This window comes from Paracoccus sp. PAR01 (assembly GCF_014851995.1).
Taxonomy (GTDB): domain Bacteria; phylum Pseudomonadota; class Alphaproteobacteria; order Rhodobacterales; family Rhodobacteraceae; genus Paracoccus; species Paracoccus litorisediminis.
Window position 1 is genome coordinate 19,488 of record NZ_JACVAW010000030.1, and the last position, 17,336, is coordinate 36,823.

20 protein-coding genes are annotated in these 17,336 nt (G+C 64.8%); 1 reads left to right on the forward strand and 19 read right to left on the reverse strand.

Annotation, left to right across the window (positions count from 1 at the left end; genetic code table 11):
* Positions 1 to 51: 51 nt before the first annotated feature.
* The 14 genes from IB235_RS22735 to phnG all read right to left on the reverse strand — a co-directional run bounded on the left by IB235_RS22735 (position 52) and on the right by phnG (position 13,869).
* Positions 52 to 1,377: an FMN-binding glutamate synthase family protein gene (locus tag IB235_RS22735; RefSeq protein ID WP_192338679.1), complete on the reverse strand. Its 1,326-nt coding sequence runs from the start codon at positions 1,375 to 1,377 to the stop codon at positions 52 to 54.
* Between the two features lie 11 nt (positions 1,378 to 1,388).
* Entirely contained in the window at positions 1,389 to 2,072 is a 684-nt protein-coding gene (locus tag IB235_RS22740) for a GXGXG domain-containing protein (protein WP_155042174.1), read from the reverse strand.
* A gap of 1 nt (position 2,073) precedes the next feature.
* Positions 2,074 to 2,958: a glutamine amidotransferase family protein gene (locus tag IB235_RS22745; RefSeq protein ID WP_192338667.1), complete on the reverse strand. Its 885-nt coding sequence runs from the start codon at positions 2,956 to 2,958 to the stop codon at positions 2,074 to 2,076.
* Between the two features lie 673 nt (positions 2,959 to 3,631).
* Complete coding sequence (phnE, locus tag IB235_RS22750) at positions 3,632 to 4,957, reverse strand: phosphonate ABC transporter, permease protein PhnE (RefSeq protein ID WP_192338668.1); 1,326 nt, start codon at positions 4,955 to 4,957, stop codon at positions 3,632 to 3,634.
* Between the two features lie 4 nt (positions 4,958 to 4,961).
* On the reverse strand, positions 4,962 to 5,831 hold the full coding sequence (gene phnE / locus IB235_RS22755; RefSeq protein ID WP_192338669.1) for a phosphonate ABC transporter, permease protein PhnE: 870 nt from the start codon (positions 5,829 to 5,831) through the stop codon (positions 4,962 to 4,964).
* Positions 5,832 to 5,894: 63 nt separating this feature from the next.
* Entirely contained in the window at positions 5,895 to 6,794 is a 900-nt protein-coding gene (phnD, locus tag IB235_RS22760) for a phosphonate ABC transporter substrate-binding protein (RefSeq protein ID WP_155042177.1), read from the reverse strand.
* Positions 6,795 to 6,851: 57 nt separating this feature from the next.
* Complete coding sequence (phnC, locus tag IB235_RS22765) at positions 6,852 to 7,670, reverse strand: phosphonate ABC transporter ATP-binding protein (RefSeq protein WP_192338670.1); 819 nt, start codon at positions 7,668 to 7,670, stop codon at positions 6,852 to 6,854.
* A gap of 202 nt (positions 7,671 to 7,872) precedes the next feature.
* Positions 7,873 to 8,994, reverse strand: coding sequence for an alpha-D-ribose 1-methylphosphonate 5-triphosphate diphosphatase (locus IB235_RS22770; protein ID WP_192338680.1), 1,122 nt, complete (start codon positions 8,992 to 8,994; stop codon positions 7,873 to 7,875).
* A 539-nt stretch (positions 8,995 to 9,533) separates the two neighbouring features.
* Positions 9,534 to 10,205, reverse strand: coding sequence for a phosphonate C-P lyase system protein PhnL (gene phnL / locus IB235_RS22775; protein WP_192338681.1), 672 nt, complete (start codon positions 10,203 to 10,205; stop codon positions 9,534 to 9,536).
* An 8-nt stretch (positions 10,206 to 10,213) separates the two neighbouring features.
* Positions 10,214 to 10,969, reverse strand: coding sequence for a phosphonate C-P lyase system protein PhnK (gene phnK / locus IB235_RS22780; protein ID WP_155096460.1), 756 nt, complete (start codon positions 10,967 to 10,969; stop codon positions 10,214 to 10,216).
* Positions 10,966 to 11,808: an alpha-D-ribose 1-methylphosphonate 5-phosphate C-P-lyase PhnJ gene (locus tag IB235_RS22785; RefSeq protein WP_192338671.1), complete on the reverse strand. Its 843-nt coding sequence runs from the start codon at positions 11,806 to 11,808 to the stop codon at positions 10,966 to 10,968. The genes phnK and IB235_RS22785 overlap by 4 nt, the downstream gene beginning before the upstream one ends.
* Positions 11,805 to 12,890 (reverse strand): carbon-phosphorus lyase complex subunit PhnI, encoded by a 1,086-nt coding sequence (locus IB235_RS22790; RefSeq protein ID WP_192338672.1) that lies wholly within the window; start codon positions 12,888 to 12,890, stop codon positions 11,805 to 11,807. Before IB235_RS22790 ends, IB235_RS22785 begins: the two co-directional genes overlap by 4 nt.
* Complete coding sequence (gene phnH / locus IB235_RS22795; RefSeq protein WP_192338673.1) at positions 12,890 to 13,444, reverse strand: phosphonate C-P lyase system protein PhnH; 555 nt, start codon at positions 13,442 to 13,444, stop codon at positions 12,890 to 12,892. Before phnH ends, IB235_RS22790 begins: the two co-directional genes overlap by 1 nt.
* Positions 13,444 to 13,869: a phosphonate C-P lyase system protein PhnG gene (gene phnG, locus IB235_RS22800; RefSeq protein WP_370576974.1), complete on the reverse strand. Its 426-nt coding sequence runs from the start codon at positions 13,867 to 13,869 to the stop codon at positions 13,444 to 13,446. The genes phnH and phnG overlap by 1 nt, the downstream gene beginning before the upstream one ends.
* Before the next feature lie 116 nt (positions 13,870 to 13,985).
* Between phnG and phnF the strand changes: the two genes are divergently transcribed.
* The gene (gene phnF / locus IB235_RS22805; RefSeq protein WP_155042184.1) at positions 13,986 to 14,699 is read left to right on the forward strand and encodes a phosphonate metabolism transcriptional regulator PhnF; all 714 of its coding nucleotides are present in this window, start codon (positions 13,986 to 13,988) and stop codon (positions 14,697 to 14,699) included.
* Here phnF and IB235_RS22810 read toward each other — a convergent pair.
* From IB235_RS22810 to IB235_RS22830, 5 genes are all read right to left on the reverse strand, one after another.
* The gene (locus IB235_RS22810) at positions 14,696 to 14,941 is read right to left on the reverse strand and encodes a hypothetical protein (protein WP_192338675.1); all 246 of its coding nucleotides are present in this window, start codon (positions 14,939 to 14,941) and stop codon (positions 14,696 to 14,698) included. The two genes, phnF and IB235_RS22810, sit on opposite strands and share 4 nt — an antisense overlap.
* A 182-nt stretch (positions 14,942 to 15,123) precedes the next feature.
* Complete coding sequence (locus tag IB235_RS25385; RefSeq protein WP_370576977.1) at positions 15,124 to 15,471, reverse strand: RcnB family protein; 348 nt, start codon at positions 15,469 to 15,471, stop codon at positions 15,124 to 15,126.
* A 32-nt stretch (positions 15,472 to 15,503) separates the two neighbouring features.
* Positions 15,504 to 16,175, reverse strand: coding sequence for an efflux RND transporter permease subunit (locus IB235_RS25640; protein WP_370576975.1), 672 nt, complete (start codon positions 16,173 to 16,175; stop codon positions 15,504 to 15,506).
* Complete coding sequence (locus IB235_RS25645; RefSeq protein WP_370576976.1) at positions 16,172 to 17,035, reverse strand: efflux RND transporter permease subunit; 864 nt, start codon at positions 17,033 to 17,035, stop codon at positions 16,172 to 16,174. The genes IB235_RS25640 and IB235_RS25645 overlap by 4 nt, the downstream gene beginning before the upstream one ends.
* 12 nt (positions 17,036 to 17,047) lie before the next feature.
* Entirely contained in the window at positions 17,048 to 17,251 is a 204-nt protein-coding gene (locus tag IB235_RS22830) for a hypothetical protein (protein ID WP_192338682.1), read from the reverse strand.
* Positions 17,252 to 17,336: the final 85 nt, after the last annotated feature.

A 17,336-nucleotide genomic window follows, 5' to 3' on the forward strand; every position in this document is an offset into this window, starting at 1 on the left:
GACTATGTCAGGCCGGGGCGGGATGCATTGTCCCGCCCTCGTTCCGGGCGTTTAGAAGCCGGTCTGGCCGGGGATCCAGCTGGTGCCCGCCAGCGGCACGCCCGCCATCGCGGCCGCTTCGATGGTCAGGGCGCAAAGGTCCTCGGGTTCGAGGTTGTGGACATGGCTTTTGCCGCAGGCGCGGGCGATGGTCTGGCATTCCAGCGTCATGACGGCCAGATAGTTGCGCAGTCTGCGCGCGGCCTCGACCGGGTCCAGTCGCTTCATCAACTCTGGGTCCTGGGTGGTGATCCCTGCGGGGTCCTTGCCCTCATGCCAGTCGTCATAGGCATCGGCCGTGGTGCCAAGCTTGGAATACTCTGCCGCCCATTTCGGGTCGTTCTCGCCGATGGCGATCAGGGCTGCGGTGCCGATGGCCACGGCATCGGCGCCAAGCGCCAGTGCCTTGGCCACATCAGCCCCGGTACGAATCCCACCCGAGACCACCAGCTGCACCTTGCGATGCATCCCCAGATCCTGCAGGGCCTTCACGGCGGGGCGGATACAGGCCAGCGTCGGTTGGCCGACATTCTCGATGAACACGTCCTGCGTCGCGGCGGTGCCGCCCTGCATGCCATCCAGAACGACCACATCCGCACCGGCCTTCACCGCCAGAGCCGTATCGTAGTAAGGCCGCGCGCCGCCGATCTTGATATAGATCGGCTTTTCCCAGTTGGTGATCTCGCGCAGTTCGAGGATCTTGATTTCCAGATCGTCCGGCCCGGTCCAGTCCGGATGGCGGCATGCCGAGCGCTGGTCGATGCCCACGGGCAGGTTGCGCATGTTGGCGACGCGCTGGGTGATTTTCTGACCCAGAAGCATGCCGCCACCGCCGGGTTTCGCGCCCTGACCCACGACGATCTCGATCGCATCGGCGCGGCGCAGATCGTCGGGATTCATGCCATAGCGCGAGGGCAGATATTGATAGACCAGCTTTTCGGAATGGCCGCGTTCCTCATCGGTCATGCCGCCATCACCGGTGGTGGTCGAGGTGCCCGCCATGGTCGCACCGCGTCCCAGTGCCTCTTTCGCGGGACCGGACAGCGCGCCAAAGCTCATGCCCGCGATGGTGACGGGGATTTTCAGTTCGATCGGTTTCTTGGCAAAGCGCGTGCCCAATACGACCGAGGTATCGCACTTTTCGCGATAGCCTTCCAACGGGTAGCGACTGATCGAGGCACCCAGAAACAGCAGGTCGTCGAAATGCGGCACCTTGCGCTTGGCGCCGCCGCCACGGATGTCATAGATCCCGGTATCGGCGGCGCGGCGGATTTCGGCGTTGATCTCGGGGCTGAAGGTCCAGCTGTCCCGCGGAAGCGTCTGCGGGTTGGTGTCCATGATGTCTCTCATCAGTAGGCTCCGGCGTGATCGACGTGGAAGTTGTAAAGCTTGCGGGCCGAGCCGTAGCGCTTGAATTCCTCGGGGCGCGCATCCGCCCCCGAACGTTCCAGCAGGTCGCGCAGGATCTCCAGATGCTCGGGGCGCATCTCTTTCTCGATGCAGTCCGAGCCCAGCGACTTGACCGAGCCGCGCACGAACAACCGCGCCTCATATAGGGAGTCGCCAAGCGCGTCGCCCGCATCGCCCAGCACGACCAGATTGCCCGATTGCGCCATGAAGGCCGACATGTGGCCGATATTGCCAAAGACGACGATGTCGATGCCCTTCATCGAAATCCCGCAGCGCGAGCTGGCATTGCCCTTGATGACCAGCAGCCCGCCATGCCCGGTCGCGCCAGCGTATTGGCTGGCATCGCCCTCGATCACGACCGTTCCCGACATCATGTTCTCGGCCACGCCCGGCCCGGCCGAGCCGGTCACGTTGATCGTCGCCTGCTTGTTCATGCCGGCGCAGTAATAACCGGTCGAACCGTTCACGGTGACTTCGATCGGGGCATCAAGCCCCACTGCGATGGCATGGGCACCCTTGGGATTGAGCACCTCCCATTGGGTCTGATTGGTGGTGACGGCCTGAGCCTGCAAGGCGGTGTTCAGCTCGCGCAGGGGGGTGTTGGCAAGGTCGACGGTCTGCATCTCAGCGTTCCCAGAAATAGACGGTGGCGGGTTCGGGTTCCCAGACGCGGGCGGTTTCGATGCCCGGAAGATTGGCAAGCGCGCGGTATTCGGAACCGAAGGCGACGTAATCCTCGGTTTCGGCCATGACGGCGGGTTTGCAGGCGATCGGGTCGCGCACCACGCCAAAGCCGTTCTTGGTTCCGACGACGAAGGTGAAGAAGCCGTCCAGATCCCTCAGCGTGCCCTCCAGCGCCTCACCCAGATGGGCCCCTTCGGCCAGCCGCGATGAGATATAGCAGGCGGCAACCTCGGTATCGTTCTGGGTCTGCGGCGCAAAACCCTTTTCGGCCAGCACGCGGCGCATCTGGTTGTGGTTGGAAAGCGAGCCGTTGTGGACAAGGCACTGATCCGCCCCGGTCGAGAAGGGATGTGCGCCCAACGTCGTCACCGCGCTTTCCGTCGCCATCCGGGTATGGCCGATGCCATGGCTGCCCGACATTGCCCGCAGATTGAAGCGCGCCGCCACATCACGCGGCAGACCGACCTCCTTGAAGATTTCCATGGAATGACCGGCACCCATGACACGGATGCCCTTTTCGGCCATGAAGGCGCGGGCCAGTGTCTCGGTCCCTTCGGGCAGGGTCAGGACGGCATGGGTGTCCGTCACCCGCATCGTCACCGGCCCCTCAAGCGCCGCGGTCAAAGCGGTGTCCAGACCCGCGAAGGTCGTATCCGGGGTGTCGGACTGAACCGTGATCTTGAGCAAACCGTCATCGCCATAGATCGCGATTCCCGCGCTATCCGGTCCGCGATCCGTCATGGTGATCAGCATGTCCGTCAGCAGGTCACCCAGTTTAGGACGCAGCTCTTCCTTTTTCAGAAAGAGGCCTACTATGCCGCACATCGTCATCTCCATCTGTTTCGGGCTTGAAGATGATCATTATGAGGAAAATTGATTTCCTCAAGAGAAATTTAATTTTCTCACGCGAAGATCTGCCTATTCGCATTTTCGCCCAAATCTTGAGCAGCTTTGCGGCTAGCGGATGGTGCCATTGCGGCAATCAGGTGATGTGTGGAAGCTTCCTGCAATGACGCGGTCCCGTGCGCCCGACATCTCCGGTCACACACGACTTCGGTGACGTTGAACGCCGGCCTAACCGCAGAAGGGTCTGTTTTCGTCAGACCCGCAGGTCATGCGTTTTGTCGCCGCCGAAGTGGGTTTGCAAATACGCGGACGACGTCACGCTCGGCGCTGCTCGCTCGGGGGAAGCAACCGAAAATGCGTTCACCCAGCCAGACAGTCGGGGTTGTCTGGAGTAAAAACTACCATCGGGAATCCTGAGCGTGATTGGCCCTTGGAATGGTGCGTGAACCATTGGCTAAAGGTTTGGACTACCTTTGCAGGCAAACTACGTTGAGCGGCCGGGTCGTAATGACAGCAACCTCAATCGGGTCGCATGGATCGCATCATGAAGCCTGGTAGCGCGGGATGCTGCGCATAGTTTGGTGAGGGGGTGGAGGGGCGCGCGAGCGATCCCGCGCATTGCCCCATTGTCAGCCACTCCGATCCTGTCGACCTATTCGCCCCTGATCAGCTTGCTACGCAACCACCCGGACAGGCTGTCCATCGCCATCACGGTCAGCACGATCAGGACCATGTAATAGGCCACGTCTTCCCAGTCCTTCTGGGTCTGGATCGCCTGCGTCAGCAACAGGCCGATGCCGCCGCCGACAATGGCGCCGATGACGGTGGCGCCGCGGGTGTTCGATTCCAGAAAATACAGCACTTGGCTGAGCAGCACCGGCATGACCTGCGGCAGCACTCCGAAGCGCGCGCGCTGCAAGCCGTTGGCCCCGGTCGAGCGGATGCCCTCGACCTGCTTCTCGTCGATATTCTCGAAGGCTTCCGAGAACATCTTTCCGAAGCTGCCGGTATCGGTCAGCATGATCGCCAGCGATCCGGTCATCGGGCCGGGACCGAAGGCGCGGGCCAGAACGATGGTCCAGATCAGCCCGTCGACGCCGCGAATGAAGTCAAAGACGCGGCGCAGGGCAAAGCGCAGCGGGCCAAAGGGCATCATGTTCCGCGCCGCCATGAAGCCCAGCGGCAGGGCGATCAGCGCCGCCCCGAAGGTGCCCAGAAAGGCCATCAGCACGGTTTCGAACATGGCCCAGATCACATCGCCATGCCGCCACATCGGGTTTTTCCAGAAATCCCGCGCCATCGCGGCGATGTTGGGCATCGACGGATCGACTCTGTCGCCCCATAGCGCCGAGGCGGCGATCTGCGGCCAGCTCATGTAGTGAAACGGGCTGTCCAGCGCAAAGAAGAACATCGCCCAGCCCGGCTGGTATTTGAAGGTCTCGGCCTTGGCGCGGGTATAGGCGAAGCGCCCGGCATCGGTGGTCACGCTGACCCGCGTGTCCGAAGCATTGATCCAGTCGGGCAAGGGCTGCGGCGCGGTCAGTTGCAACCCGTCAACGCCCTCGCGAATGTCGATCACCCCATAGCCCGGCACGTCATAGCGCGCCCCGCCGGGCAGATAGGTGACCTGATGCCCGTCGCCCAGGTCGATGGTCGTGACCTGATCGTCATGGGCGATCCAGTCGGGCAGGCGGTCGGCGGGATAGGTGCCCTTGGCCTCGCCATCGATGGCGACGCTCAGCGCGCCGGTGCGGTTCTGGCGGGTGACATGGGTCTTGTGCAGCCAGAAGTCCGACAGCAGCACCGAGGCATTGTCCATCCGCGCCCGACCCGCCAGCCCGGCCAGATCGAAGGAGATCGCGGCATAGACCAGATAGGCCAGCACCAGCGCCGGAATGCCCAGCGACAGCAGGCGGCGGCGGGCAAAGCGGGTGGCGACGGCATGGCTCAGCGTGGGGGAAAGGTCGACGGCACTCATGGGATCAGCCTTTCACCAGGCGGTTGCGCAGATAGTCCGACAGGCGGTCGATCAGGACGATGGCCATGAACAGCAGCAGAAAGATCCCGACCACCTGATCATAGCGGCCCATGCCCCATTGCATCGCGATCTTGAGGTCATAGCCGATGCCACCTTCCCCGACGAAGCCAAGGATGGCGCTGGCGCGGACATTGATCTCGAAGCGCAGCAGGGCATAGGACAGCCAGTTCGGTGCGACCTGCGGAATGACGCCCAGCCACATTTGCTGCGACCATGTCGCGCCGACCGAGGACAGCCCCTCGACCGGCTTGCGGTCGGCATTCTCGGCAGCTTCCGAGAAAAGCTTGCCAAGTGCGCCCGCCGTATGCAGCGAAATGGCGATGACCGCCGGAACCGGCCCGCCGCCAAGGATGTAGATCAGCAAAAGCGCGATGACGATTTCGGGGATGGCGCGGAACATGTCCATCAGCCGCCGGAACAACCCGGTCAGGCGGGGCCAGCGCGCTAGCCCTCGGGTCGAAAGCAGCGCCAAAATCATCGCCGCGATCCCACCCAGCAGGGTCGAGACCGCGGCGATGTTCAAGGTCTCAATCAATGAAGGAAAGTGCTCGATGAAAATTCCGGGCAGGGCGGCGCGTTTTTCCCATGCCTCGGCCACCACCTCGGCGGGGAAGGCCAGCAGCATAGGTAGCCCGTCGATGAAACCGCCCGCATTGCGGCTTTCGGCCAAGCGAAAGCCCGAGACCATCAGTGCCACGAACAGGATCAGCAGGATGCCGCCATAAAGCCTGCGTCGGCGCAGCAGCTCAAAATAGGCGTGGCTGGTCGCGGCCATGTCGGGACGCGGGGTGGCGGGGATGGCGCTGTCGGGCATGTCGGGTTCCTGCAAGGGGTGCGCCGCGCCCCGGTCGGGCGCGGCGCGGGTCAGATCAGGCGATCAGCTGTTCGATTCCTGCAGCTTGCGCGCAGCCACGACGCCTTCGTATTCCGCATGGGTCACCGGCACGAAATCCTTGGCCTCGCCATGGGCGACGCCGTAAGCGCAGGCCTTGTCGGTTTCATGCAGGTCGGCGGTCAGCTTGGTGATCTTGTCCTTGACGTCCTGCGGCAGGACATTGCGGACGACCATCGGGCCTTCCGGGATCAGCTTCGATTGCCAGATCTGGACCAGATCGTTCATGTCGATCAGGCCGGCATCAGCGGCCTTGCGGAAGGCGCCGGAATTGTAGCCGTCTTCCCATTCACCCAGACCGTCGGCCCAGGTGACGCCAGCGGCGACATCGCCATTGGCGACGGCGACGATCGACTGCTCATGCCCGCCCGAGAAGCGCACCTCCGAGAAGAAATCCTCAAGCTTGCCGAATTTCTCGGTCAGCTCGGCGCCGGGGACCAGATAGCCCGAGGTCGAGTTCGGATCGGCAAAGGCAAAGCTTTTGCCCTTGGCCTGCTCGACCGAGGTGATGCCGCTGTCCTTGCGGGCAAAGCCAAAGGCGTAGTAGCCGGTCGAGCCGTCCATGTTCTGCTTGGTCAGGACCGGAACCACCGCATTCGGATCGGTCAGGTAGATCTTGGCATAACCCGAGGCCCCCAGCCACGCCATGTCCAGCGTGCCGCCCAGCAGGCCCTGGATCACGCCGTCATAGTCGGCGGGGGTGAAGATCTTGACCGGAACGCCCAGCTCGGCCTCGATGGCGGCGCGGTAGCATTCGTTCGAGGTCATGCGGTCCTGGGCGTTTTCGCCGCCCATGATGCCGATGTTGAATTGCTTGATCTCGTCGGCCTGAGCGAGCGGCGCGAAGGCGGTGGTGGCGGCAAGTGCGAAGGCAAGGGTCTTCATGGTCACTCCGTGGATTTGGCCCCGATCGGCATGATCGTCCGGGCCGGTGGGGTCTGGTCAGGCAAGCATCCGGTCCGCATAGCTGCGGTCGGGTTCGTGATCGGTCGGGATGGCGGTCGAGGTCGCGGCCTCGTTGAAGCCGGCATCCGCGCCGTAGATGTCGCGGGCGACGCCGGTCGAAAGCTGCTCGGGGGTTCCGTCAAAGACGATGCGCCCGTCGCGCATTCCGATCACCCGGTCGCAATAGCGCCGCGCCGTATCCAGCGTGTGCAGGTTGGCGATGACCATGCGGCCATCCTCGACATTGATGCGTTTCAGCGTGTCCATGACGATCTGCGCATTCATCGGGTCGAGGCTGGCGATGGGCTCGTCCGCCAGAATGATGCGCGGGTCCTGCATCAGCGCGCGGGCGATGGCGACGCGCTGCTGCTGGCCGCCCGACAGTGCCTCAGCGCGCTTGGGGGCCTGTTCGGCGATGCCCAGTCGGTCAAGGATCTGCAGCGCCCGTTCGATATCGGCGCACGGCCACAGGTTGAACATGGTGGCCAGCGTCGAGCGCCGGTTCAGCAGCCCGTGCAGCACGTTCGAGGCCACGTCCATGCGCGGCACAAGGTTGAACTGCTGAAAAATCATCGCGCATTGGCTTTGCCATGCCCGCCGGTCAGCCCCGCGCAGCGCCAGCACGTCGCGCCCGTCGGCCAGCATTTGCCCGGCGGATGCATCGGTCAGCCGGTTCAGCATCCGCAGAAAGGTCGATTTCCCCGCCCCCGACCTGCCGATGATCCCGACAAAGGCGGGGCGGTCGATCGCAAAGCTGATATTGTCGACGGCGGCACGGCTGCCGAAGACGCGCGTCACATTCCGAACTTCCAGCATGATCGCCCTCGGTTACGTTGTCTGGGGGCGTGATAGAGGCCGAGTGTGACAGTTATCCCCGGTCTTCCTGAAACTTATGTGAAACCGGAAAATTATTTGTTTTCAATATTTTGGTTCTTGGAAACATGTTTTGGCCCCCGGCGCTGGCAGCGCCGGAGACCTGTTTTGACCAATGTTATTCGGGGGTTGCGGGGCGCGCGCCTCAGGCGACGCGGTGGCCTGCGACCCATGTTTCGCGGATGACCGGCATGCCCTGGATGCGGGCCACGCGGATCAGGTCGGCGCGCAGGCCAAGGCCCAGCCGCCCGCGATCGCTTAGCCCGGCCGAGCGGGCGGGCGCGGCGGTGACCGTGGCAAAGCCGCGCGCCAGATCGTCCCACAGATCGCCCAACAGCACCGCCGAACTCAGCAGCGCCGCGGGCACGTAATCCGAGGACACGATGTCCAGCAGCCCGGCCTGCGCCAGTTCCCCCGCCGAGACATTGCCGGAATGCGAGCCACCGCGGATCAGGTTCGGCGCGCCCATGATCGTGGCGATGCCATGCTTGCGACAGGCCTGCGCCGCTTCGACCGTGGTCGGGAATTCGGCCAGCTTGATGCCATATGCGGCCGAGGTCGCGACATGATCCGCCGTGGTGTCGTCATGGCTGGCCAGCACCGCGCCCCAGTCCCGCGCCGCCTGCACGGTCGCGGCCTCATGCGCCTCGCCAAAGCGGGCGCGCAATTCGGCCAGACCGGCGACATGGGCCTCGAATTCCAGATCCGACATGCCCTGCTTGCCCTTGACGTATTGGGCCAGCTTGGACAGGTCGCGGAACTGGCGCTGTCCGGGGGTGTGGTCCATCAGGCTGACGATGCCGATGCGATCCGCCTGCCCGAATTCGGCCAGCTCCTCGATCAGCGTTTCCGAGCAGACCTCGGCCCGCAGGTGGATGCGGTGGCTGATGCGCAGGTTCGGGCGGGCGGCAAGGATCTCATCCGCCAGACCGCGTGCGTATTTGGCATAGGAATTGTCGCGGTTGATCGAACCCACGCGCAGCGCGTCAAAGACGGTGGTGATCCCACATCCGGCCAGTTCGGCGTCATGGGCAATGATCGCCGCCCCATGCGGCCAGTTCACGCCGGGGCGCGGCTGGATGTGGCGTTCCAGATTGTCGGTATGCAATTCGATCAGGCCCGGCGCGATCAGGTCGCCGGCGCAATCGATGCCGGTGGCGCTGGCCGCGCCGATCTCGGCGATCAAGCCATCGCGGATCACGATGGCGCCGTGGCGGACTTCATCGGGCAGGACAAGGGTGGCGTTGGTGAAGACAGTTTCCGTCATGGTCCTACCTGAGGGTCTGGGTCTGGAATTGGTCGCATCGTCGAGCGCGGCCAGAAAGGCCGCGACGCCCTGCGCGATGGTGCCGTCATTGATGATGGTGGTGACGGGCAGGCCCGCGGGCAGGGGTGCGCGGCGGGCCAGCCTTGCGGCAATGTCCTCGGCCGTCTCGCGCCCGCGGCTGGCCAGCCGCTGCGCCAGCACCGGGGCCGAGGCGGTGACCTCGATCACCCGCAGGCCGGGGAAGGCCAATGCTGCCTGTTCCAGCATCCGGCGCGAGCAATTGAACAGCGTGATCCCCCCGGTTGGTGCCGGGGGGACGCCATAGGACAGACCATGCGCGCGCCATGACAGGGCGAAGTCCCCGGCAGCCTCGCGGCGCAGGAACTCGGCCTCAGTGATGCCCTCGAAGGGCTCGCCCCCCGCCGCTTCCGGGCGGGTGATGCAGCGGCGCAGGGCAATGATGTCGGGACGCGCGGCCAAGGCCGCCTCGATCAAGGTGTCCTTGCCCGCGCCAGACGGGCCGACAATGGCAAAGATGCTCATGCCGCGAACCTCGCCATGTCGATCATGCGGTCGCAGACCCGGTCGCGGGCGGCCTCGTCGTGAAAGATGCCGACGATGGCGGTGCCGCGCGCCTTGGCTTCCTCGATCAGCGACAGCACGGTTTCGCGGTTGGCCGCATCAAGGCTGGCGGTGGGTTCGTCCAGAAGCATGACCGGCACCTGACGGATGAAGCCACGCGCGATGTTCACCCGCTGCTGTTCCCCGCCCGAGAAGGTGGTGGGCGACAGCTGCCACAGCCGTTCGGGGATGCGCAGCCGGGCCAGCAGGGCGGCGGCACGGTCGCGGGCCTGATCCTCGGGCGTGCCGGTCAGCAGTATCGGCTCGGCTACGACCTCGATGGTGGGGACGCGGGGGACGACGCGCAGGAACTGGCTGACATAGGCCATCCGTTCGCGCCGCAGGGCCAGGATCTCGCGCGGTTCGGCGCGGGCGACATCGGTGCCCGCCACGGTGATGCGGCCGGATGCGGCAAGGTAATTGCCCCAGATCATCCGCATCAGGGTGGATTTCCCCGCGCCCGAGGCCCCAAGCAGGCCCACGCATTCGCCGGGCGCCACGGACAGGGTGACATCCGACATGACCGGAATGACCGCCGCGCCCTGATTGTGCAGGGTGAAGGTCTTGGACACGTTCGACAGTTCGATCACATTCATCGTCACACCTGCAGGACCGAGGACACAAGAAGCTGGGTATAGGCGTGCTGGGGATCGTCCAGAACCTGATCGGTCAGGCCGGTCTCGACGCATTCGCCGCCCTTCATCACCATCAGCCGGTCGGCCAGCAGCCGGACCACGGCCAGATCGTGGGTGACGATGATCGCCGACAGCCCCATGCGCCGCACCAGCCCGCGCAGCAGGTCCAGCAGACGCGCCTGCACGCTGACATCAAGACCGCCGGTCGGCTCGTCCATGAAGACCAGCCTTGGCCCGGTGACCAAATTGCGCGCGATCTGCAGACGCTGCTGCATCCCGCCGGAAAAGGCCGAGGGGCGGTCGTCTATGCGATCAGAGGCGATCTCCACGCGGCCCAGCCAATCGGTCGCGGTTTCGCGGATGTCGCCGTAATGGCGCGCGCCGACCGCCATCAGGCGTTCACCGACATTGCCTCCGGCGCTGACCGCCATGCGCAGCCCATCGCGGGGGTTCTGGTGGACAAAGGCCCAGTCGGTGCGCGCCAGCATCCGGCGCTCGGGTTCGGACATGGCCAGCACGTCGCGGCCGTCATAGATCACCTCGCCCCGGTCGGGGGGCAGATGACCGGCAAGGCAGGACAGCAGCGTCGATTTCCCGGAGCCGCTTTCGCCGACAATGCCCATGACCTCGCCCGGCCACAGGTCGAAACCGATGCCGGTGCAGCCGATGCGCGCGCCATAGCGCTTTTCCAGCCCACGGACAGAAAATAGCGGGGTCATTGGCGGTCCTCCTGACGCGAGCGGCAGAATGCGGTGTCCGAGCAGACAAAGATCCGCCCGCCCTGATCGTCGGTGATCACCTCGTCCAGATAGCTTTCGGTCGCGCCGCAGATATCGCAGGCGTGGTCGGCCTTGCTGGCGACAAAGGGATGGTCGTCGAAATCAAGGCTTTCGACGCGGGTATAGGGCGGCAGGGCATAGATGCGCTGTTCGCGCCCGGCCCCGAACAGCATCAGCGCCGGGCTGTCATCCAGTTTCGGGTTGTCGAATTTCGGGATGGGCGAGGGATCCATGACATAGCGCCCCTCGACCTTGACCGGATAGGCATAGGCGGTGGCGATCCGGCCGTGGCGGGCGATGTCCTCATACAGCTTGACTTGCATCAGCCCGTAATCGGCCAGGGCATGCATGCGCCGCGTCTCGGTCTCGCGCGGTTCAAGAAAGCGCAGGGGCTCTGGGATCGGCACCTGAAAGACCATGATCTGACCCTCCTGCAAGGGGGCCTCGGGGATGCGGTGGCGGGTCTGGATGATGGTCGCATCCTCGGTTTCCTCGGTCACCTCGACCCCCGCCGTGCGCTGGAAGAAGCGCCGGATCGACACGGCATTGGTGGTGTCGTCCGCGCCCTGATCGATGACCTTCAGCCGATCGTCAGGCGTCAGGCAGGCCGCGGTCACCTGCACGCCGCCGGTGCCCCAGCCGTAAGGCATCGGCATTTCGCGGCTGGCGAAGGGCACCTGATAGCCGGGGATCGCCACCGCCTTCAGCAGCGCGCGGCGGATCATGCGTTTGGTGTCCTCGTCCAGATAGGCGAAGTTATAGGCATCCATCGCGGTCATTCCGCGGCCTCCCTGCTGGCGAATGCGGCGGCGCGGACGCTGCGGATCAGCTCCAGCTCGGCCTGGAAATCGACGTAATGCGGCAGCTTGATATGTTCGAGGAAACCCGTGGCCTGAATGTTGTCGCAATGCGACAGCACGAATTCCTCGTCTTGCGCCGGGGCGCCGGTGAAATCCTCGCCCAGTTCGCGCCAGCGCAGGGCGCGGTCGACCAGCGCCATGCTGATCGCCTTGCGCTCGGTCTGGCCAAAGGTCAGGCCATAGCCGCGGGTGAACTGCGGGGGCTGGGTTTTCGACCCGGTGAATTGGTTCACCGTCTCGCATTCGGTCAGCTCGATGTCACCGATCTCGACCGAGAAGCCCAGTTCGGGGATATCGACCTCGACCGGGCAGGTGCCGATGCGCAATTCGCCGACAAAGGCATGGTTGCGCCCATAGCCGCGCTGGGTCGAATAGGCGAGGCCAAGGACAAAGCCCTCATCCCCACGCGTCAGGGCCTGCAGGCGCAAGGCGCGGTCGGCGGGCAGCTCCAGCGGCGCGCGGGTCAGGTCGGGCGGGGGTTCATCCGAGGGCGTGGCCTCTTCGATCAGCCCGTCGCGGTCCAGAAAGCTCAGGATATGCGGCATGTCCTGCACCGGTCCGGTCAGCGCGGTCGGGGCGGGCGGGACCTCGCCCTCGGCCAGCAGCGCGAAATCCAGCAGGCGATGGGTATAGTCGAAGGTCGGCCCCAGAATCTGTCCGCCCGGCGCGTCCTTGAAGGTCGCGGAAATCCGGCGGGTGACTGCCATTGCCGCCGTATCGACGGGCGTCGAGGCCATCAGGCGCGGCAATGTGGTGCGATAGGCGCGGATCAGAAAGATCGCCTCGATCAGATCGCCGCGCGCCTGCTTGATCGCCAGCGCGGCCAGATCGGGGTCATAAAGCGAGCCCTCGGCCATCACGCGATTGACGGCCAGCGTCATCTGTTCGCGGATCTGAGCGGTGGACAATTCGGGGACCGCAGGATCGCCGCGACGCTCCTCGGCCAGCCAGGCATGGGCGTTCTCGATCGCGCGTTCGCCCCCTTTGACGGCGACATACATCAGGCAAACTCCACTTGCGTGCTGCGGGGAAGGGCCGAGACCTGCGCCCCTGCGGTCAGGATCAGATCAAGGCCCAACGGAAAGCTGGTCGGACGCGCGCCGGGCACAAAGGCCGCGATCCGGTCCTTGATGCCGGGGCCGGTCAGGCTGGCATTCGGCGCGGGCGTTTCGCCCAGCTCGACAATCAACGTGGCCGAGCGGTCGGGATATTCCGCCGTGCCGGTCCGGTAGCGGTCCAGCGGATGCAGGTCGGCCCAGGTGCCGATGGCCAGATCGGCGCGATCTGCCGTGGTGATCGGTGCGCCAGTGTGAAAGGCGATCCATTGGCGCAGCGCCGGGCTGTCCAGATCGCCGGCCAGATGGATGCCGGTATTGGCATCGGCCAGCGTCAGGATCACCGTCCCTGCCGCCACTGACAGCGGCGCGGGCGGGGTCGCGCCCTGCAGCGTTGCCAGCTGGCCGGGCCGCGACATCACGTCGATAATGGCGCGAAAGGCCAAGGCCGATTGGCGCGGCGCATCGGCAAACCCGCCCGAGATCGGTTGCATGTCCATCAGTCCTCTCCCCTGACCATGGTGAAGAACTCGACCTTGGTGGCCGCCGCCTTGGCGCGGGTGGCGGCGCGGTGCGAACTCTGGTCCTGTTGCAGCGGGGCAAGGATCGCCTCGCGGGTCGTTGCGGATTGCGGGCCTTGCATCAGCGCGTCGACAATCGCGGCGCGAATGGCATGGTTCTTGTCGCGACCCTGCACATAGGCATGCCCGACCAGTCCGCCCTGCAATTGCAGGCTGCAGCGCGTTACCGTCATTTCCCCAAGGTTGAAGGGCGCGCCAGCGGCGCCCGCGCGGCCCCGCACCATCACGGCACCGATTTCGGGATTGCGTAGCATTTCATGCGCGGGAAGGGGGCCAAGCAGGTCCGCCAGCCGTTGCGGCTGGCTGCGTGCCAGCACCCCCATCCAGTCGCGGCGTTCACTCATCGTCATTGGACACCTTGCCAAGTTGTCTATATATCTATACAACTAGATAAATTACTAACCTGACGCCCCGAGTCGGACAAGCCCGAGGATGGTGAATTTTTCATGACGGAGCCTTCATGAGCCGGACCGCCATCTGGGCCGAAATCGCCCAGCAGCTTTCGACCGAGATTGCCTCGGGTCAGCGCAGGCCCGGCGACAAGCTGCCGACCGAGGCCGAGTTGTCCGCGCGTTTCGGGGTCAATCGCCATACCGTGCGCCGGGCCTTGGCCGATATGGCTGATCGCGGCATGGTCCATTCGCGGCGCGGGGCGGGGGTGTTCGTGCAGGGGCTGGCGGTCGATTATCCGCTGGGCCTTCGGACGCGGTTCTCGACCAATCTGGCGGCAATGGGGCGGGCTGCGGGGCGGACTCTGCTGAACATCGAGACCCGCCATGCCAGCGCCCCCGAGGCCGCGGCGTTGCAGCTTGACCCCGAAGCCCGCGTGCATGTGCTTGACGGCATCAGCACGGCGGACGGGCTGGCCGTGGCCTTCTTTCGGTCGATCTTTCCGGCGTCGCGCTTTCCCGGTCTGCCCGAGACCCTGCGCCGTGAAATGTCGATCACCCGTGCCTTGGCCGAGCATGGCATCACCGACTATACCCGCGCCGAGACCCGCCTGACCGCCGAACGCGCCGATACCGTGGTCGCGCTGCATCTGCGCTTGCGCGAGGGCGACCCGATCCTGCGCGCTGTCGGCATCAACATCGACCCACAAGGCGCCCCGGTCGAATACGGCCACACCTGGTTCGCCGGCGACCGCGTGACCCTGACCGTGACGCCAGAAGGCTAGAGGCGGGGAACCACCATGTTACTTGCTTGGGTCACCCACACCGCCTCGTCGCTGGTGCGGCGGGCATTGTCGTTGATGGGATCGAGATTGGTCTGCCAGTCTATGCCCGTTGGCTGAATGTCGTCACCACGCGTGTGGTGAACGTGCTGGACGCCGAAATGCTCGGGCCGGTCATCATCCGCAGCGGCGATCCGCTGTTCGGGGACGCGAATGGGCTGTTGCGCCTTGATCCTAAGGATCAAGGCCTTGCCGTTCTGGTCGACACCGCCGTCGCCGATAGGCGCGCGCAGACGAGTCGCGGAAGCGTCTTGCGACGGCAGAGTCGCTGGCCAGTCTGAAAGACTCGAACGCCTATCGCTGGTCCCAAATCGGGTCCGCGGGTGCTGGACCCAATCGCATCTGTACGGACATACGGTGCAGCGGCTTACCGCGCCGCCATACCCGCGTAACGTGCCCGGACCACGGATACGATGGTGCCATCCGCGGCGACCAGCAGGAAGGCGTTGGGTTCCAGTAGCCAGCGCTGAGTCTCCTTCGGCTCGGACAGGGTGTGGTTGCGATAGTCGACCACCAGCCCGCTGCCCTGATATGCCCTCCCGGCTGATAGACCTTGGCGGCGGGTGTGCCCTCGGGATAGCGGTAGATATGCTGCGTGGGCTGATCGGCCTCGGATGTACAGGCGGCCAGAGTTGCAGGCAGCATCAATGATCTGAAATGCTTCACGAAATATCCTTCGGATTGCGCGGGACAGGCCCGGCGGTGCGGGGTAAATGCAGGTTTGAAACGAGGGGTGTGGGTTGGCGCTTAGCCTTTGCGCCCGCGTGTCAGCAGTCTGAAGGCGAAATGCTCAAAATCGTCGATGAAGGTGAAAACCGCCGGGATCACGACAAGGCTGAGGAAGGTTGAGGTGATCAGCCCGCCGATCACCACCACCCCCATCGGTTGGCGAAAGCTTGGATCGCCCGAGACAAGGCTTAGCGCCGAGGGCAACCTGCCGCCCGCCATGGCGACCGTGGTCATGATGATCGGGCGGGCGCGCTTGTGGCAGGCATCGACCAGCGCGTCGAACCGGCTCATGCCCGCGCGCCGCGCCGTGATCGCATATTCCACCAGCAGGATCGAGTTCTTGGATACGATCCCCATCAGCGGGAGCAAGCCAATCACCGCAGGCATGGAAAAACTGGTGCCCGACAGCACCAGAGGCAAAAGCGCGCCCCCCAGCGCCAAAGGCAGCGCCATCAGGATCGTCACCGGCTGCAGGAAGTCGTGAAACAGCAGTACCAGCACCGCATAGATGCAGAAAATCCCGATCGCCATCGCCGTTGCGAATGAGGTGAAAAGCTCGGATTGGCGCTTGATATCGCCCTGTTCGACGCCGCTGACCCCGGCGGGCAGGTTGCGATAGGCGTCAAGCTGCTTCACCTCGGACATGACATCCGACAGGTTGCGCCCGTTCAGTTCGACGGTGATGGTCACGTTGCGCTTGGAGTCCAGCCGGTTGAGCTCAGTCGAGGCCGAGCCCATGCGTCAAGGGCGACCTTGCCATTCGCGCCCGCGCCCGGGATCAGCGCGATCTGGTCCAGCATCTCGCGGTTCCTTTCGTCCAGCATGACGCGTATCGCCACCTGCCGCTGCGGCAGGTTCAGTTTCGACAGGGCCGTGTCATAGGCCCCCGCCGTTGCAATACGGATCGCGTCCGAAATCGCGCGCGCGGTCACCCCCGGTGAGGCCGCGCGGGCCAGATCGGGCGTGATCACGATCTCGGGGCTTTGCATGGTGGCGGATGAGGTGATGTTGCCAACCCCGGTCAGGTTGCTGCGCATCTGGGTTTCGAGCCGCGCGGCGGCGTCCTCCAGCACGGCGGAATCGTCCCCGGCCAAGGCTACCTGCAATTGCGTGCCATTGCCGCCGCTGCCGATCTCGCCCCGGACGCCGGGAATGGCGGCAAGGGCGCGGCGTAGATCGGCCTCGATTTCGGATTGCTTGACGTTGCGGTCGTCAATCGGCGTCAGGTTCACCACCAGCGTCGCGGTATTCACCGCCTCGCTGGTGCCGCCCATCCCCCCGGTCGAGGCCGTGCCGGTCGCGACAAAGGTGCTGGTGACATGCTCGACGCCCTTGATCGCGGCGGCGGCCATGGCCGAGGCATCGGTCCGCTCGATCGTGGTGCCCGGCTCGGCGGTGAGGGTCACGCGGGTCTGGCTTTCATCCGAGGCCTCGTCTGCGGCCTTATAGGCGGTCTTGCCCATGCGCAGGTGGCGCTCGATATTCTCGACTTCCACGATGGCGTCATCGACAAGGATGCCGACCACCAGAGACAGCGCCAGCAGCGTCACGGTGTTCAGCGTTTAAACGACCATGTCCATGACCAGATAGGTCGAGCTAATCGGCAAGGACAGGGCCATGGCGGCGAGAAATGTCGCGCGCCAGTCTTCCAGCCGCACCCAGCCACCATTCGGCAAGGGGATTGGCGTGGCGCGCAGATCCTCGACCGAGGAGGCCGCCGCATCCGCCTTGCATCTTCCGGGACGACGATGATCGTTGTCACCCATGAGATCGGCTTTGCCCGCGAGGTCGCCGACCGCGTCGTGGTGATGATCGATGGCGAGGTCCGCGAATGCGGCCCGGCCCAATCCG

Coding starts and splice junctions, on each gene's coding strand:
- IB235_RS22735 (WP_192338679.1), bottom strand. CDS start 1,377: ATGGACACCAACCCGCAGACGCTTCCGCGGGACAGCTGGACCTTCAGC.
- phnH (WP_192338673.1), bottom strand. CDS start 13,444: ATGGACATGCAACCGATCTCGGGCGGGTTTGCCGATGCGCCGCGCCAA.
- IB235_RS22830 (WP_192338682.1), bottom strand. CDS start 17,251: ATGGGTGACAACGATCATCGTCGTCCCGGAAGATGCAAGGCGGATGCG.
- phnK (WP_155096460.1), bottom strand. CDS start 10,969: ATGACCCCGCTATTTTCTGTCCGTGGGCTGGAAAAGCGCTATGGCGCG.
- phnE (WP_192338668.1), bottom strand. CDS start 4,957: ATGAGTGCCGTCGACCTTTCCCCCACGCTGAGCCATGCCGTCGCCACC.
- IB235_RS22740 (WP_155042174.1), bottom strand. CDS start 2,072: ATGCAGACCGTCGACCTTGCCAACACCCCCCTGCGCGAGCTGAACACC.
- IB235_RS22745 (WP_192338667.1), bottom strand. CDS start 2,958: ATGTGCGGCATAGTAGGCCTCTTTCTGAAAAAGGAAGAGCTGCGTCCT.
- phnF (WP_155042184.1), top strand. CDS start 13,986: ATGAGCCGGACCGCCATCTGGGCCGAAATCGCCCAGCAGCTTTCGACC.
- phnC (WP_192338670.1), bottom strand. CDS start 7,670: ATGCTGGAAGTTCGGAATGTGACGCGCGTCTTCGGCAGCCGTGCCGCC.
- IB235_RS22790 (WP_192338672.1), bottom strand. CDS start 12,890: ATGTATGTCGCCGTCAAAGGGGGCGAACGCGCGATCGAGAACGCCCAT.
- phnE (WP_192338669.1), bottom strand. CDS start 5,831: ATGCCCGACAGCGCCATCCCCGCCACCCCGCGTCCCGACATGGCCGCG.
- IB235_RS22785 (WP_192338671.1), bottom strand. CDS start 11,808: ATGACCGCGATGGATGCCTATAACTTCGCCTATCTGGACGAGGACACC.
- phnD (WP_155042177.1), bottom strand. CDS start 6,794: ATGAAGACCCTTGCCTTCGCACTTGCCGCCACCACCGCCTTCGCGCCG.
- phnG (WP_370576974.1), bottom strand. CDS start 13,869: ATGAGTGAACGCCGCGACTGGATGGGGGTGCTGGCACGCAGCCAGCCG.
- IB235_RS22770 (WP_192338680.1), bottom strand. CDS start 8,994: ATGACGGAAACTGTCTTCACCAACGCCACCCTTGTCCTGCCCGATGAA.